16 protein-coding genes and 1 pseudogene are annotated in these 13,959 nt (G+C 69.5%); 6 read left to right on the top strand and 11 right to left on the bottom strand.

Annotated features, from left to right (window positions below):
• Window positions 1–274 precede the first annotated feature (274 nt).
• A pseudogene (locus GCL72_RS09955) lies at window positions 275–1,087 on the top strand (M23 family metallopeptidase); the annotation flags it as partial.
• A gap of 117 nt (window positions 1,088–1,204) precedes the next feature.
• Here the strand turns inward: GCL72_RS09955 and GCL72_RS04640 are convergent.
• Both GCL72_RS04640 and GCL72_RS04635 read right to left on the bottom strand, forming a co-directional pair.
• On the bottom strand, window positions 1,205–2,296 hold the full coding sequence (locus GCL72_RS04640) for a glycosyltransferase family 4 protein (RefSeq protein WP_153143661.1): 1,092 nt from the start codon (window positions 2,294–2,296) through the stop codon (window positions 1,205–1,207).
• 51 nt (window positions 2,297–2,347) lie between these two features.
• Window positions 2,348–3,190 carry a CDP-alcohol phosphatidyltransferase family protein gene (locus tag GCL72_RS04635; protein ID WP_170289557.1) on the bottom strand — a complete coding sequence of 281 codons (843 nt, stop codon included), beginning with the start codon at window positions 3,188–3,190 and terminating at the stop codon, window positions 2,348–2,350.
• A gap of 73 nt (window positions 3,191–3,263) precedes the next feature.
• Here GCL72_RS04635 and GCL72_RS04630 point away from each other — a divergent pair, with 73 nt between their 5' ends.
• The 5 genes from GCL72_RS04630 to GCL72_RS04610 all read left to right on the top strand — a co-directional run bounded on the left by GCL72_RS04630 (window position 3,264) and on the right by GCL72_RS04610 (window position 8,117).
• A complete protein-coding gene (locus tag GCL72_RS04630; RefSeq protein ID WP_153143546.1) occupies window positions 3,264–4,364 on the top strand; it encodes a zinc-dependent alcohol dehydrogenase in 1,101 nt (366 codons plus the stop codon).
• Window positions 4,365–4,435: 71 nt separating this feature from the next.
• On the top strand, window positions 4,436–4,834 hold the full coding sequence (locus tag GCL72_RS04625) for a 6-pyruvoyl trahydropterin synthase family protein (protein ID WP_153143545.1): 399 nt from the start codon (window positions 4,436–4,438) through the stop codon (window positions 4,832–4,834).
• Complete coding sequence (locus tag GCL72_RS04620; protein WP_153143544.1) at window positions 4,831–6,039, top strand: glycosyltransferase family 4 protein; 1,209 nt, start codon at window positions 4,831–4,833, stop codon at window positions 6,037–6,039. The genes GCL72_RS04625 and GCL72_RS04620 overlap by 4 nt, the downstream gene beginning before the upstream one ends.
• 20 nt (window positions 6,040–6,059) lie before the next feature.
• The gene (locus GCL72_RS04615; protein WP_170289556.1) at window positions 6,060–6,938 is read left to right on the top strand and encodes a methyltransferase domain-containing protein; all 879 of its coding nucleotides are present in this window, start codon (window positions 6,060–6,062) and stop codon (window positions 6,936–6,938) included.
• A 342-nt stretch (window positions 6,939–7,280) separates the two neighbouring features.
• On the top strand, window positions 7,281–8,117 hold the full coding sequence (locus GCL72_RS04610) for a hypothetical protein (RefSeq protein ID WP_153143542.1): 837 nt from the start codon (window positions 7,281–7,283) through the stop codon (window positions 8,115–8,117).
• 587 nt (window positions 8,118–8,704) lie between these two features.
• Here the strand turns inward: GCL72_RS04610 and GCL72_RS04605 are convergent.
• The 9 genes from GCL72_RS04605 to GCL72_RS04565 form a co-directional block, all read right to left on the bottom strand.
• On the bottom strand, window positions 8,705–9,559 hold the full coding sequence (locus GCL72_RS04605) for a phage major capsid protein (protein ID WP_153143541.1): 855 nt from the start codon (window positions 9,557–9,559) through the stop codon (window positions 8,705–8,707).
• A 238-nt stretch (window positions 9,560–9,797) separates the two neighbouring features.
• Entirely contained in the window at window positions 9,798–10,433 is a 636-nt protein-coding gene (locus tag GCL72_RS04600; protein WP_153143540.1) for a hypothetical protein, read from the bottom strand.
• Window positions 10,434–10,435: 2 nt separating this feature from the next.
• A complete protein-coding gene (locus GCL72_RS04595; RefSeq protein ID WP_153143539.1) occupies window positions 10,436–10,708 on the bottom strand; it encodes a hypothetical protein in 273 nt (90 codons plus the stop codon).
• Window positions 10,705–11,106 carry a hypothetical protein gene (locus GCL72_RS04590; RefSeq protein WP_153143538.1) on the bottom strand — a complete coding sequence of 134 codons (402 nt, stop codon included), beginning with the start codon at window positions 11,104–11,106 and terminating at the stop codon, window positions 10,705–10,707. The genes GCL72_RS04595 and GCL72_RS04590 overlap by 4 nt, the downstream gene beginning before the upstream one ends.
• 13 nt (window positions 11,107–11,119) lie before the next feature.
• Entirely contained in the window at window positions 11,120–11,968 is an 849-nt protein-coding gene (locus GCL72_RS04585; protein WP_153143537.1) for a hypothetical protein, read from the bottom strand.
• A 187-nt stretch (window positions 11,969–12,155) separates the two neighbouring features.
• On the bottom strand, window positions 12,156–12,875 hold the full coding sequence (locus GCL72_RS04580) for a hypothetical protein (RefSeq protein WP_153143536.1): 720 nt from the start codon (window positions 12,873–12,875) through the stop codon (window positions 12,156–12,158).
• On the bottom strand, window positions 12,845–13,096 hold the full coding sequence (locus tag GCL72_RS04575) for a hypothetical protein (RefSeq protein WP_153143535.1): 252 nt from the start codon (window positions 13,094–13,096) through the stop codon (window positions 12,845–12,847). Before GCL72_RS04575 ends, GCL72_RS04580 begins: the two co-directional genes overlap by 31 nt.
• Complete coding sequence (locus tag GCL72_RS04570) at window positions 13,089–13,508, bottom strand: DUF6907 domain-containing protein (RefSeq protein ID WP_153143534.1); 420 nt, start codon at window positions 13,506–13,508, stop codon at window positions 13,089–13,091. The genes GCL72_RS04575 and GCL72_RS04570 overlap by 8 nt, the downstream gene beginning before the upstream one ends.
• 104 nt (window positions 13,509–13,612) lie before the next feature.
• Complete coding sequence (locus tag GCL72_RS04565; protein WP_211364970.1) at window positions 13,613–13,837, bottom strand: helix-turn-helix transcriptional regulator; 225 nt, start codon at window positions 13,835–13,837, stop codon at window positions 13,613–13,615.
• Window positions 13,838–13,959: the final 122 nt, after the last annotated feature.

The following is a 13,959-nucleotide window of genomic DNA, read 5'->3' as shown; positions in this document are numbered from 1 at the left end:
GAGGAGGGATCGGTTCATCCTCCCCGACCGCTGCGGCGAGCGGACCGACGGGGAGGCCCTGCGGAGCAGGCAGCCTCTGCGCGAAGTCAGCGCCGTCGACGTGATCCGCACCCCGACCCGGCCCCGGTGCGCCGGACACGGTCCGGCCGATCGGAGAAAGGCAGGGGTGAGGACAGCCTGCGGCAGCTGCTGGCGATCAGTGTACTACAGATCGTCGGCACGGGCCCTGTGGTGCGAGGCACTCTGGAGAGGCCGGCGCCGCCCGCCTCGCGTCATGCGGGGTCGCTCGTCCCCGTCCAGTTGGACGGGGCCACCGATCCGCCTCGTCGTGTTCTCCACGCCCCGTCCAGTTGGAGGAGGCCCGCGAAACTCCACGGGGTCGATCGGTGACACACGCTGTCGTGCCACCCTCACCCGCCATTCACCCTCAGAGCCCGCCGCATGCAGCTCCCGCACCCTTCTGGTGCCGACCGCCGGCCCGTTCCTGCACAGCCGGCCCCCTCCGACCGACGACACGCCGTGCTCTGCACAGTCGCAGAGGTCCGCCGCGCCGAGAACCCGCAGGTGGACCACGATGGCGGTCATGCACCTGTTCCCGCGACTCCGCCCCTCCGACGGCGTCGTCCAGCGTGCGACGCCGCACGCCGATCCCGCACGACGACCGCCGACGGCGGTGCTCGCCGTCGTCCTGGCGGCGCTCGTCCTGCTGGCGCCGAGCCTCGCGGCGCCGGCCGTGACCGCCGACGACGCCGCGGCGAGCCGCTCGTCGCCGCAGACGGACTGGGTCTCGCCCACCGGGTCCGCCCCGGAGGTGGTCACCGACTTCGCCGCCCCGCCGCGTCCGTGGGACGCCGGACATCGCGGCGTCGATCTGCGCCTCGAGGCACCGCGCGTGGTGGCTCCCGCCGCCGGGACGGTGCGCTTCGTCGGGACTGTGGTCGACCGCCCGGTGATCTCGATCGACCACGGCGACGGCCGGGTCAGCTCACTCGAACCGGTCTCCGGATCGGTGGAGGTCGGCGACGTCGTCGCCGCCGGAGACGAGATCGGTCGGCTCGCCGAAGGCGGCCACGTCGCCTCCGTCGCGGAGTGCGCCGACGACTGTCTGCACTGGGGAGTCCGCGAGCGCGGCGAGTATCTGAACCCGTTGCTGATGCTCGGGCGGCTGGAGCCCTCCGTGCTGCTGCCCGTCGAGGACGAGCCCTCAGCTGCGATCGGCGGCCAGCCGCTCCCCCAGTTCGACCAGCCGGCGGGCGGAGTCCTCCCAGCTGAAGTCGGCGCTGCGCCGACGAGCGGCCCGGGAGGCTTCGGCGAAGACCCGGCGGTCCTCCAACGTGCGGACGGCCGCGGCCAGCTGCTCGGGCCGATCGGGGTCGACGATCTGGGCCCCGCGGGAGGCGACGGCGCCGCCGGCGATCTCGGCGAAGATCGGCAGGTCCGAGACGATCGTCGGGGTGCCGTGGGCCATCGCCTCGACCACCGGCAGCCCGTAGCCCTCGGCCCGGGAGAGGGTGACCAGAGCCTCGGCGGTGCGCAGCAGCTTCCGGTAGTCGGCCTCGTCGATGCCGTCATGGAAGACCAGCTGCTCGGGGCGGACCGTCAGGGCGGCGAGCTCCTCGCGGCGGGACGCGGCGATCGGACTGCACAGGTGCAGCCGGTGGTCAGGCAGCTCCTCGAGGGCACGCACCAGAGTCTCGACGTTCTTGTAGGCCATGAAGGACCCCATGTAGACCAGATCACGACTCGGAGCCTGCTCGGGATCGCGAGGCTCGGCCACCGGCTGCGGGGCATTCGGGATCAGCTCGATCGGCCGACGCGTGAGCCGATGGTCGTGCATCAGTCCGCGCGTGGTCTCCGAGACGGTGGCGACGGCGTCGGCCTGGTTCAGCACGAATCGCTGCGGGAGATAGCTGAGGTGATAGAGGCGCCAGCCCAGCCGCACGGGCCCCGGCAGATCCCGCGGCGGAGTCCGGTGCTCGTAGTAGATGAGGTCGTGCAGCGTGAGGATCAGCGGGTAGCTGCGCCCGAATCCGCCCATCGTCTGCATCGGCGAGAAGACGACGTCGGGCCGGTGGGGATTGATCTGCCGGGCCACCCAGGGCTCGCGGGGCGAGGTCGGCGAGGTGATCCGCAGCCGAGGCAGTCCTTCGGGCAGCAGGTTCAGCTGTTCCTCGTCGCTGATGAGCAGCGTGACCTCGGCATGCTCGGCGGCGGCCTCGATGAGGCTGGCCGAGAAGCGGGAGATCCCGTCGTGGACCCGGGTCCGGGTGTAGCGGGCGTCGAAGAAGAGTCGCAGCACACCGCCATTGTGCCAACTGCGGGGAGCGTCGCGTGGACCGCGCGGTGGTCATCCATGTCCCCGACCCACGGCCCTCCGCTCCAGATCGGCGATGTCCCGGCCGAAAGAGACCGCGACGAGCAGCACCGCCAGCCCCGCGGCGACCAGGCGCCCGACCGCCGGGTCCATCGGCAGAGCGGCCTCGGCCCCGCAGAGCCGGCCCATCCGCTGCTCCCACGGCAGGGGCGCGACCGCCGTCAGCAGCAGCGCCCCCGGCGCGGTGCCCAGCACGCGTCGCAGGCCGCTGGGACGCAGCGGGTCGCGCCACCGAGGACGAAATCGCCCGCCGAGCACGAACAGCGGCTTGACCGCCCCGGCCAGCACCGCCCACCACACCAGCAGCCCGCCCGCCGCCGCGGCGAGCACGAACAGCACCACCGCGTCGGCGACATCGTCGTAGCGACGTCCGGCCGTGGTGCCGCCGCCGCAGGCTCTGGCCACGGCGCCGTCGACCCCGTCGAGCAGCAGGATCACGGCGGCGAGGGCCACCGCCGGCCAGTCGAGCATCAGGGGCTCGGACGGCGTCGTCTCGGCGAGGAGCAGACGGATCAGCACCGCGACGAACAGTCCCAGCAGCGTCGTGCGCAGCAGCGTCACCGCATCGGCCGCGCGGAAGGGATCGGCGCCGCGGAGCGCGTGCCGCTGGCACAGTCCGAAGACGAGCAGGCCTCCGAGCACCGCCGTCCCGGGAAAGCCGTCGTCCTCGCCGCCGGAGGCTCCTCGCGCGGCGGTCGGCCCGCGGCCGAAGCCCGCCGCCAGCGGATCGCCCAGCAGCGTCAGTCCGCCGAGGAGCACCGCAGCGGCCGCCAGCACCGGCGCGAGTCCGCGTGCTCTCCAGACCGTCGGCTCCATATCGGCGATCCTATTGCCCGATCGCCGCCGGTCACAGCCCCTCCCGACGGGGAGGACATGGCAGGATACGGCCATGGACCTCGGCACGTTCCGCTCCGGTCGTCCTGCGACCTCCCAGCCCGCCTCCGGACCGACCTCCGAGGCGGCCCCCGACACGTCCTCCGACATGCCCGGCAGCTGCACCCCGCTCAGCCGCCAGTACTGGACCGTCGCCCCGGGACGCGGCGAGATCCGTCGCGCACCGGTCCCCGAGCCGGGACCCGGCGACGTGCTCGTCGAGACTCTCCTCAGCGGGATCTCCCGCGGCACCGAGACGCTGGTGCATCGCGGCGAGGTGCCCGAGTCGGTGGCCCCTCGCATGCGTGCCCCGCTGCAGCTCGGCGATCTGCCCCATCCGGTCAGCCACGGCTATCTGGCCGTCGGCGTGGTCCGCGCGGCGGCCGACCGCGAGGGCGAGCAGCTGATCGGACGGACGGTCTTCTGTCTCGGCGGACACCGCGACCATCTGGTGGTGCCCGCCGGCGACTGCCACCCGCTTCCGGAGGGCTGCCCCGCCGACCGGGCGTTGCTGGCCGGCATCGCCGAGCCCGCCCTCAACGCGATCTGGGAGGCACCGGCGACGCTCGGCGACCGCCTCTGCGTCGTCGGCGCCGGCCTGGTCGGCCTCACCACCGCGCTGCTGGCCTCCTCGCTGGGTCCCGAGCGGCTGCAGGTGCTCGACGTCGACGAGGACCGCCGGGACCTGGCGCGCCGGCTCGGTCTGGCGGCGACGACTCCGGAGGAGGCCGCCGGCGACGTCGACGTGGTCTTCCATGCTTCGGCGACGGAGGACGGGCTCGCCGCGGCGCTGCGGCTGGCCGGCGACGACGCCGTCGTCGTGGAGCAGTCGTGGTTCGGCCGCACTGCCCCGCGGGTGCCGCTGGGGGAAGACTTCCATGCCCGTCGTCTGCGACTCGTCGCCTCGCAGGTCGGCGAGGTCGCGGCGCCGCGCCGGGAGCGACACAGCCGGCGGCAGCGGCTGGACCTCGCGCTGGGGATGCTCGACGCCCGCTTCGACGCGCTGCTGACCGGCCGGTCCCCGCTGGACGAGCTGCCGACGGTGATGGACGCGCTGAGCACCGGCGCCCCCGACTGGCGCTCGACGCTCTGTCATGTCATCGACCACACGAGCTGACGACGTCCAGTCATGCGCCATGACCACGGCCGCTGGATGACCTCGCCCCGTTCGACCCGAAGGAGATCCGGATGCCGCGACGCATCACCCACCACCGCCTGACCGTCGACGATCACATCATGATCGCGCACAGTCTGGACGACCCGTTCTTCGGCCCCGCGCAGCGGCTGCACGGCGCCACGCTGCATGTCCAGGCGACCTTCGAACGTCTCCAGCTCGATCCCCACGGCGTGGTCATGGACATCGGAGCCGCCGCGGAGCTGCTCTCAGCGGTGCTGGATCCGCTGCGGCACCGCAACCTCGACGACCACCCGGCCTTCGTCGGCACGGCCAGTACGACCGAACGGATCATCGCTCATATCGCCGACCAGCTGGCCGAGGCGCTGCCGAGCGACCACGGGCTGCACGCCCTCGAGGTCGCCGCCGAGGAGAATCCGCAGGCCCGTGCCGACGTCCGGATCGAGCTGTGAACGCTGCGCGCTCGTCGCCGGCGGCTGTCGACTCCGACCGGCATCAGGACCCGGCTCGACCCTCCTCCGGCACGGTGATCTGGGTGGTGCCGCGACTGTCGGCCCCCAGCGGCGGCACGGTGTACAACGACCGCGTGGTCGCCGCCCTGGCGGATCACGGCCTCGAGGTCCATCGCGTCGACCTCTCCGCCGCCTGGCCGCGCCCCGACGAGGCCGCACGGCATGAGGTGCACGCACAGCTGTCCGCGGTCCGAGACCGAGTCGGATCTCATCCGGTGGTCGTCGACGGGCTCGTCGGCGGCGGGATGCCCGAGCTGTTCTCCGCCGCCAGTGCTGTCGACCGGGCCGACGGCGGCGCCAGCCCGGTCGCCGACGTCCTGCTGGTCCACCTGCCGCTGGCCGCCGACGCCGGTCCGGACTCCGACGAGCTGAATGCCGCCGAGGGGCGGGCGGTGCGGCAGGCCCGGCGTGTGGTGGCGACGAGCCGGTGGGCCGCCGAGGAGATCCGACGGCGGCACGGACGCCGCGGCGTCGAGGTCATCTCCCCCGGCGTGACGCGGCCGGCGTCGGGCCCCGGCTTCGGACGGGGATCCTGCCCGGATGCCGGTGTCGATGCCGTTGCGGATGCCGATGCCGGCGCCGATGCCGGCGCCGCCCTCGCGCTCCGGCCGCCGCGATTGGCGATGGCCGCCTCCTTCACTCCGCGGAAGAACCATCGTCTCCTCGGCGATGCCCTGGAACCTCTGCTCGACCGCGGGTGGACCCTCCAGCTCGCCGGGCCGGGAGCCGAGACTCCGGAGGGTGCCTCCGTGCTGGCGGAGCTGCGTCGACGCCTGCCCGGACGCGTCGACCACCGCGGGGCGCTGACTCCGGAGGCTATGCCCGAGTTCTGGGAGCACGCGGACCTGCTGCTGCTCCCCTCCTGGGCCGAGACCTTCGGGATGGTGGTCACAGAAGCCTGCGTCCACGGCGTCCCCGGCATCGTCTCCGCCGGGACCGGCGCGGAGGAGGCGCTGGGCGAGGCCGGAGCCGCCTGCGACCCCGGCAGCCCCGAGGCGTGGACCGCGCAGCTGCGCGCCTGGCTCGACGATACGACGCTGCGCCGCCGGTGGGCCGAGACCGCCCGGGCACGAGCGGATAGGCTTCCGCCATGGACACGGACCGCAGCAGCCTGGCAGACCCTGATCCGGAGCGTGGCGCGATGACTGGCTCGCAGACCGGGCCCGTGACGCGTCCCGACGCCGGTTCGCCGGCCGAGCCCATCAGCGCCGACTGGCTGACGCTGCGCGAGGCGGCCGACGCCGCGGCCCGCGAGTCCACGCGCGACCCCGTCGCCGACCTGCTGTCCGCTCGGCCTCCCCTCCGCATCGTCGACGTCGGCTGCGGCACCGGCTCCGGCGGACGCTGGCTGCAGGATCAGCTGGCCGGCGACGAGGAATGGGTGCTGCTGGACCACGACCCGGAGCTGCTCGCCGCCACGGCGCGCCGACTGCGGGCCCGGGGCGCGAGAGGCCCGATCAGCACCCGCTGCGACGACGTCGCCGGGCTCGACGCGATCCTCGCGACCGCGCAGACCCCGACGCTGGTCATCGCCTCGGCGCTGCTGGACCTGCTCACCGCCGCACAGATCGACAGCCTGGTCGCCGCGGCCGCACGGCACCGGACACCGATGCTGCTCGCGCTGACGGTCACCGGAGGGATGTCCGCCGACCCGCGGCATCCCGACGATCATCTGGTCTCCGGAGCCTTCGACCGGCATCAGCGCCGGGGTGGACGCCGCGGACCGCAGGCGCCGGCGACGCTGGAGCAGATCGCAGGCACCCGGGGGCTCAGCGTCGATCGCCTTCAGACCCCCTGGGTCCTCGACGCCGCCGGCGGAGCGGATGCCGCGCTGCTGGAGCAGCTCGTCCCCGACCGCGCGCGGGCCGCCGCCGAACAGCTGGCCGGGGAATCCGCCGGTGCGGCGGAGGAGACCGCAGGAGACCCCGAACGGGCCCGCCGCTGGGGCGAGGATCGTCTGGCGCAGATCCGCGCCGGCGATCTGCGGCTGCAGATCGACCACGTCGACATGCTGGTGCGGGAGCCGGCGGACGACGCCCGCTGACGGCGAGCCCGCGACGCGGCTGAAGGCGGTGGGGCGTGCGGGACTTGAACCCGCGACCAAAGGATTATGAGTCCGATTCAGAGGTACGTCTGACGAGGCGCCAACCTCGAACGGCCAGGTCAGAAGGGTTTATTGGGTTGACGTGAGGCGACTCAAGACTACGAAAACTCAGGTTACTGCGTACTGACTGCGTACTGAAGTGGAAGGCGTTCGCATTCACATCGCGGGCCTTCGAGGACGTCTCGATACGTTGCACTACTCGAAGCCCGGCCAGGATGTATCGCCTGCTGCCATAGCGCAGGACTAGGCTCTCCCCACCGTCGCACAGCCTGGGAGGCGCACATGGCGGAGGGCAAGCTGTCGCTATGGCAGCGCATCAAAAGGTGGCCACTGGTGGTGAAGATCGCCGCTGGTTTGGGGACAGGTTTTGTGCTCCTCATTGGGGGCGTATTGGCCTTGGGCGGCATTCTGTGGGCGGTCGACCCGGACGGGATGCAGGAGATCGTCGACGAACAGGAAGCCGCCGAGGCCGCTGAAGCCAGTCAGGAAGCGCAGGAGAGCAAGGCGGCAGAGGCTGAGGCCTCCCGGTCCGCTGAAGCTGACGCTAGCCACGAGGCCGAGGCATCGGAATCTGCAGAAGCCGAAGCTAGCCGCGACGCCCAGGCTTCCAAGTCGGCTGAGGCTGAGGCCAGCCGAGAGGCAGAGGAGTCCAAGTCTGCTGCTGAGGAATCGGAGGAGCCGGCCGAGACACCCACCCCAACTGAGACATCGAAGCCCAGTGAGGAGACCGAGAAGGAAGCAGCCGACCCATCCCAGCCTCGCGACATCGAGCGTTACGACACCGAGTTCACTGTCAGCTACTACGAGGTCGGCGGCGTAGGGATGCAGGTCTTCCTCGAATGGGCAGCGTCCGAGAACTTCACGGTGGATCTTATGCGGACCGGCATCCAGCAGGACACGCTGGACGCGCTGGATATCGCGACCGAGGAATACCCGGACGCCGCGAGGGTCGCTGTGCACGCCACCCTCCCCGCGGAGGGCGGCGGGGATGTCCCGGCGCTGAATGCAGCCTGGGACGCGGAGACCATCGAGACGCTGGACCTCGACGACCCGCTGACCGGCGAGACAGTCATCGACCAGCGGGACACTGGCGGAGGCTTTCACCGCGACCTGAAGTGAGCGGATACACTTCGCCCCCGGCCCCACCCCCTCGGGGTGCCCTCCTCCGCTCCACCCCGGGGCACTGGAGATATCCCCCCGGCCCTCGTGGAGGATTCGAGGCCATGCGCCTGACCTGGCGCTTTGCCGTAACGGCAACTGGCGAAATTTCGCCAGTTGATCGCCCGATCCGCCTACACCCCCGGAATGACGCTGAATATCCGTTACTCAGTACCAGGAGCGCACAGACCCGCCCCACGATGCCCGGAAAGCATCAATAACGGGCCAAACAACGCGATATATGAATACCCCTAGAAAATCGGATCGTGAGTAGAGCGCCATGCACTGGTGGTACGACGGCATGGGCCACCCGGGGGGAGGTAACCCCGGGGGTGCGTGTTGGTCCTGTCGTCGGCAGGTGACCCGGAGCGGGTCAGGTGCTCAGCGGTTGATCACGTCGTCGTGCTCCTCAACTGCGGCAAGTGCCGCAGTCCTCGTCCACATGCACGTGTGCCCCGTCCGCGTGGCCCGTTGGCGGGCTGGTGCGAACGGGGCACGTGTGGCGCTTCTCAGGGCCTCTCAGGGCCTCTCAGGGACTCAGGTGAGCATCAGGCGGCGGCAAGCATGACCTTCTGCACCGAAGCTTCATGGGCACACAGATTCGTGTGTCGCAGAGTCGCACGCACAGCAACCTGATCACTGGAGAAGTACGCCGAGCCGTCGACGTCGACGCGCACATCCTCGCGCACGCAGACCTGCAGCCGGCCCTCGGTCGGCAGGCCCCACACGGTGCCGACAGTGACGGCCGGCGAAGTGAGCAGCGGGATGCCGGCCAGCAGTCGCCGCAGCGGCTGGGTCGGGTCGGGCTGCAGCAGGTGCTTGTTGCTGGTGTCGGCCTCTCGGAGCTGGGCCAGCGCCAGAGCATCAGTCGGGTTAGCGACGAACGCACCCAGGGTCGCACCCTCCCCCTCGGCGCCGTAGATCGCGGAGACGAACGCGTCGGTGTCAGCCCACGAGGTGCCGCTGGTCTCGTGGACGGTAACCCCGGCGAGATCTTCGAGGCCCATCGGCGCGTTGAGACCCCCGGCGCCGAAGAAGTTGGCGTCCAGCTTCTTGGCGATATCCCGGGCGAGGCCCTGCCCAATCTGATCAGCAGCACCGGGGCTCGAATCGTCGGCGAGCTCACGGGAGATCACCGAGAGACCGGCGAGCTTGTGGAAGACGTCGGAGACCTCGGAGAGTTCCCCGTCGCTCAGGGGGATCTCTGCGCCCTCGGCGACGTAGGAGGCCGACGGGTCCGCGGCGACGATCGGGATGCGGAACCGGTTGGTCTGGGCGGGCGCGGTGACCGGTCCACCGAGTGCGGTTAGCGCGACGGACTCGCGGGCGACGGGCCGGAGGATGAGGTCACCGGTCGCGTCGGGGAGCCATGCGCGGCCGGTAGAAGTAGTGTTGAGAGCCATTGTTGGCCTTTCCGGCGACCCGTGGACACAGAAAAGGGTCGCCTGTAGATCAGAACGTGTGTCTTGATCCGCAGCGACCCTCGGGGTGCTCCGGAAACCCCTACTGGGGTCTCGGTGATGTTCGTTGTTTCCTCGGGAAACGTGGAACGTCTGATTTGATTATATCATGCTGGGCTGACGTGACCCCGCCCCGACCACCGTGTGGGTGATCAGGGCGAGGCGCAGTGCCAGTTGTTGGTCAGCCGCGGTTCTGAATCACGCCCTGCCATCCGCCGCCGCCTTCGAGGGCACGCTTGATCGCGGCCTGAGTGTCCGGCTGGTTCCCCGCGGTCGGAACCGGCTGATGGATCGGGTCTCCGTGCCGACCTTCCCGGAACAGCTCGGGCCGCGTGATGTGGAGCTGCCCGACCGCCTGGGAGAGCTTCGCCTGGTCCAGCGCGCCGTCGGTGAACAGCTCGGCCTTGTCCACACCGCCGATGCTGAACAGGTCATCGGGGTGCAGGAGAGACACCGTGATCGGCTTCGGCTGCAGCGTGTCGGGGTCGACCGCGTGGTTCTTCGAGGTGTCCGGCGCGACGTCGATGCCGTCACCGAGTGCGGTGGAGAGCACCTGCTCCTGCAGTGCGGCGATGGCGGTGCGGGTGGACTCCAGCTCAGCCTCGGCGTCCCGCAGGCGGAGGCGATAGCGCTTGGCCTCCGCGTTGGGGTTCTGCTGCTCGTCCTGCTCCTGCTGCTTCTCGGGGTCCTGTGCGCCTTCCTGAGCTTCTACATCCCCGTGGACCTCCGTCTCTTCCTGGGTCGTCTCCGGGGCTCCTGCGGCCTCCTGGGCCGTGTTCTGCTCGTCGGTCATGTTCTCAGTCGTCTCGTCGCTCATATTCAGCTTCCTTCCTGGGAAGAATCAGTGTTGTTCATCGTCTGGAGTTCGAGCCGGAGCATCCGCTCAAGAGTGTTCACCTCGGCGCCGCGGGTGTGTTCCCGCATCGTCCTCGCTCCGATAAGCGCGATGCCCTCGAAGACGTGGAGGAGCTCATCCTGGGTGAGGTCGGCGAGCATCTCGTGACGGTGCTCATCGTTGCGGGCGACGGCCAGGACATAGGCCGTAGCGCGTGCTCGAATCTTCGCCGTGTACATCTTCGGGGTGGTACTCATGCGGCCTCCCCTTCGGTCACGACGTCGGCGATGCCGCGAAGGTGCGCGATGGTCGCCTGGGCAGTCTCCAGGTCGACCTCAGTGGCGCGGAGGCGATGGCGGTAGCGGCCCGCGTCCTGCCGGGCGTCCTTCACCATCTTTCGGAGCTTCCGAACGTCGGTCTCCGCAGTCCGGAGTTTCTCGGCGAGGAGATCTGCCCGGGACTTCTCGGCAAACATCTGCGCGAGGTGAACTGAGGAGCGGTCGACGGGGAGCGGCCCCGGCGGTGTCGACTTCGGTGCGCCACCGTGCTCGGCGGCTTCGAGGTCGTCGCGCGGGACTTCGGTAGGCAGCGGCTCCTCGTGCTCACCCGTTGCAGACCCCAGGCCCTTGCTGTATGTCGAATAGTAGATAGTCATTATCCCGTTCCTCCTAGAGTTCAAACTCAATTTCCGGAAGGTTGCCGAGTGCGATGCAGACTCCAAACGCCACACCCAACATCTGCCGATAGTTCAGCTCGTCGACCGTCAGCGGATACACGACCCGCTGAGCGACAACCGAGACCGGGCCTGCCATCGCCCACTCGCCGCCGATGGCCTTCCAGATCGCCTCACGGACTGCTGGCGGCTCCAGCCACGACCGGGGGATCTCCAGCGTGGCCGCGCCCGTCCGAACTGTGATGTGGCGCCGATGAGGCGTCGCCTGCAGCACCACAGCGCCCGGATCGGCCAACCATCCGAACGCCCCGTCGGGGATCTCCGACGCTGGCCGGACCGGCACGTCCGGGTAGGTTCGCCGCAGCGCCTTCACGTCGACGTCGCCAGAAGCGAAGACCGCCAGCAGACGAGCAGCACCGATCCGGATCGTCGTCGGCGGGTCATCGACCGGGACCGCATACCCAGGGCACACCCTCCCCATCGCCGAGTATCTACCGACGACTTTCGAGCCGGGTGGAGCCCACCGCAGCCCCGCATCGACCGAGTAGTCGCGGAGGTCGCCCCAGAACTTCGACAGGGCCTGCACGTCGCCGAGCAGCCGCGGTCCACACTCGCAGTTGGGGTGCGGGGCCACGTGGGCTACCAGTGACCGGACCTTCACCAGTCGACCGGTGGGGGCCGTGCACCGGTCAGCGCGGAGAACACAGTCACGACCGACCCCGCGCAGCCGACCATCCGGGGCGACCTCATCGACCCGCCAGCCGATCAGCGGGTCCTCCTCGTCGACCTTGACGCCCTCACGAGGCACCTCCCAGAAGCGACGAATCATGCCTGGATCACTCATGACGGCACCCCCTGCCACGACGACAGCCGCTCCGAGAAGCACCCCGGACACGGGCAACCGCCACGATGAGGACGAGGAGCCCACATCATCCGACGCGCCACATACACCAGCGCCTCATGCTCACCACCAGGACCAAGCTCGGCGATATACGAACAAGCACACGAGCTGTAACCGCATGTGCTGCACATCAGGCCACCCCCGGATTCCGGAACTCATCCAACAGCGCATCGAAGTCCACCGACGACGGACCATCAGGCGACGAAGCCGACGAACTCGACGTCGACCCGAACGGATCAGCCGACCGATACTCCGGAGCCTCCGAGAACGACGGCACCCGCGACGAGAGCGGGGTCGAATCTGAAGAATCCGAGGTCGATGCTGAGTCGAAGACTTCGCCAGTCTCCTCATCCACAAATTCGTGAACTCCCTGGACTGCCTCTGCCTCTGCCTCTGCCTCTGCCTTGCCTTCTAACCTCACGTGACGGTCACGTGACAGTCCCCGTGACTCCTCCTGAGGAGGGGCTGAGTCTGCCTCGTCGCAGTGCTCCGACAGGCACGAGGAGTGATCGCCGGAGCGGTGCTTCCGTTCACGTTGCTTCCGAGCACGGTCGGTCTCGCGGCGGTTCGTCAGCGACGCCTCCATCCGAGCTGCCGATGTCTGGTGCTTAGCGAACTCCGTGATGACGTAGCCGTCGTCCGACTCGGACCACAGCCCCGAGGAGACGAGTTCCGCGGCGTGCTCCTCAGTGGCGAACGGCACCAGGGGCAGGTCTGCCCGAGGGATACTGCCGTCGGTCATGTTCGAGACTGACCACGCGGTGCTGAGGACGAACGTGCGGAACGCCGCAGGAGAGAGTCGCAGGACATCCCGGTAGTTCAGGTAGTGAGTCGGGAACCGTGAGTCCATGCGTCCTCCTCCGCCTCGACGGGCTCCATGCGGCAGAGCACGATCATTGCCTGCAGCCCGCGCTCTCGCGCCCGCTTGACTGCGTTCTGAGCCGCGCTCAGCGACAGGTGGACCTTGCGCCGGTAGTGGGGTGCACCGTCGGCGCTGGAGACCTGCGAGACGACCGCGAAGACATCGGACAGCCGCTCGTGCGCGACAGTGACGATCTGCTCCTCAGGCATTGGAGACCGCCCCCTCGAGTTCGGCGAGGTCCGGGCGCTGGCCCGCGTGGACCGACTCGATGAGATCGGCCATCGCCATCAGCCAATCGGCGAAGTCGCGGAGTGAGTTGACGCCCAAATGAAGGTCGATGTCGCCGATGCCCGACACGTTGTGGATACTCAGGCAGGCAGCCTGGTCGTACACTTCGCCCCACTCGGTGGGGGCGACGGCCGCGACACCCGCGGTGAAGTCCTCCCCACCGTCAGGGCCTTCGGACGGGAGGGTGGCGACGAGTCGACGCGGCGGCGAGTAGTGGATGGCGTCCCCCGCGCTATTGGGCGAGCAGTACTCGCCGCGGGCGCACCACCACGGATGCCATTCCTCGGCCTGCGCGGTTCCGGAGTTGCTCGGGGTTCCTGTATCGTCGGACATAGCGGATACCTCCTGATAGGTGTCTGAATCGGTAGCGGCCTGGTGAGCTTCTTGGCGGGAGACTCCAGGCCGCTTCTCTGTGTTCTGGGGCTGTTGCGTACTCATCACGCCGCCCCCTCGATGCCGCCGACGCCCTGTGCGTGCCGGTCCTCGATCCATGCCATGACGTCCTCGCGGGCGTAGCGGATCGAGCGCGGAGTCAGTGCGAAGCTGCGCGGGCCTCCGCTCTGCCGACTCCGGTAGAACTTCAGCGTGCCCTCTGGCACCCCGGTCAGCTCCGAAACTTGCTTCGTGGTCATGTACAGCGGGAGCTCTTCGATGGTCGTCATCTGCTGACCCTTCCTTCCTACACTCTGTGAGTGTCGAGCCAATCTCTTTGGCCCTCACTCAAAAGTGTAGCACGCCCACAACACCAGGTGTGCGCTGTTCAACCCAGGCCAACCCCAGAGGA

It is taken from the genome of Nesterenkonia halophila, assembly GCF_009467795.1.
GTDB lineage: Bacteria > Actinomycetota > Actinomycetes > Actinomycetales > Micrococcaceae > Nesterenkonia > Nesterenkonia halobia.
Note: the sequence above shows the minus strand (reverse complement) of the source record. Positions and strands in the feature narration are given on the sequence as shown.